This is a genomic window from Paenibacillus sp. 01L418 (assembly GCF_056400045.1).
In genome coordinates, this window is the sequence record NZ_JBFTSN010000764.1 from 1 (window position 1) to 1,261 (window position 1,261).

General features: G+C 41.4%; 2 protein-coding genes. Both read right to left on the reverse strand.

Translation table 11 applies throughout. The features are described from left to right. Positions 1–19: 19 nt before the first annotated feature. On the reverse strand, positions 20–175 hold the full coding sequence (locus tag AC1DSE_RS35450) for a hypothetical protein (protein ID WP_477512312.1): 156 nt from the start codon (positions 173–175) through the stop codon (positions 20–22). Positions 176–372: 197 nt separating this feature from the next. After that, positions 373–1,261: alpha/beta hydrolase fold domain-containing protein (locus tag AC1DSE_RS35455; protein ID WP_477529143.1), on the reverse strand; the 889-nt coding region annotated here is incomplete at its 5' end.

Here is a 1,261-nt window from a genome sequence, read left to right on the forward strand (position 1 = left end):
TGGTTATACTATGYCAGCCCTATTGTTGTATTCTAATGCGTTCTTGTTTGCCATGACCTTGTTCGACTATCAGCGGCTTCTTATCTAAATAATAATCCCACCCATTTGCAATTGCATATTTAATCAATCGTTCGCCGTTCTTAGGCATATGAGGGTTGAAGTGCCATCTTTCCATCTAAAGAATCTCGATAACAATTAGTAATTTAAAAATTCGTTAGATATACTGAACTATCCTGCTCGTTAGCTTAATAACAAGAATGAGCAAAAAAACCTCCCCGCAGCATCCTGCAGAGAGGTTTATTTTCAGTTTGATTGGGTCAAAATTTCGACTTTTTTGGTTCCCTATTGGCTTCGCCATAAATTCGTTCCGCTTTAAAGTAAATTCAGCGCCTTCAGCAAAGCCCATTCACTGGATTTGAAGCCTTCTATTGAAAAATGAGCATCTGGAAACATCGGGGACAAATGATGGTACCCAGGGTATACATGTAATTCCACTAACACACCATCAAAGACCAGTTGTTTTGCAAATAATAAGGCTTCATCGATGAATAAATCAATGCTGCCTATACTTATATAAGTGGGTGGCAAACCGGCTAGTGATTTTGCACGCGCAGGCACGTAATACTCACTAACCTCTTCATGACCGGGTTCATGCCCTAAAACAGATTTCCAGCCAAAATAATTGCTTCCTTTTGTCCAAACAAACTCACCCGCATAGGGATGTTCTGGCGCAAAACTTGTACGGTCATCAAGCATTGGATTACGCAGCCTTAGATGATGAATATCAAATTCCTTTTGGTCACGAATGTAAATGGCTAGACCCGCTGCTAATCCTCCACCTGCGCTGCTGCCGGATATGGCCACTTTTTGAGAATCGATCGCTAATTCCTTAGCATGCTCAATACACCATTTAAGGCCCGAATAACAATCCTGTAGCTGACTAGGCTGAGCATGCTCTGGTGCCAAGCGATAATAGACAGATACACAGCAAAAACCATGCTGGGAAGCAAGCGAAGCATTAGCTGTACGATCACCAATCGGACTTCCCATAACCATACCGCCGCCGTGAATAGAATAAAATAATGGCAACTTCTTGTGCTTTGGCTGGATTGGTTTAATGATCTCTATGCGAATATCTGGRCCTCCAAAATAACTTGGTACTGTTTTTTCTTCAAAAGTAACTGGGAACAACTGCGTAACATCTATTTGCGGCAGCATTTTTGCTTGATTTGTGCGCGATTCTATTAACATTGATTCAGAA

Excerpts from the sequence above, each read along its gene's own strand:
- AC1DSE_RS35450 (WP_477512312.1), bottom strand. The coding sequence starts at position 175 with ATGGAAAGATGGCACTTCAACCCTCATATGCCTAAGAACGGCGAACGA.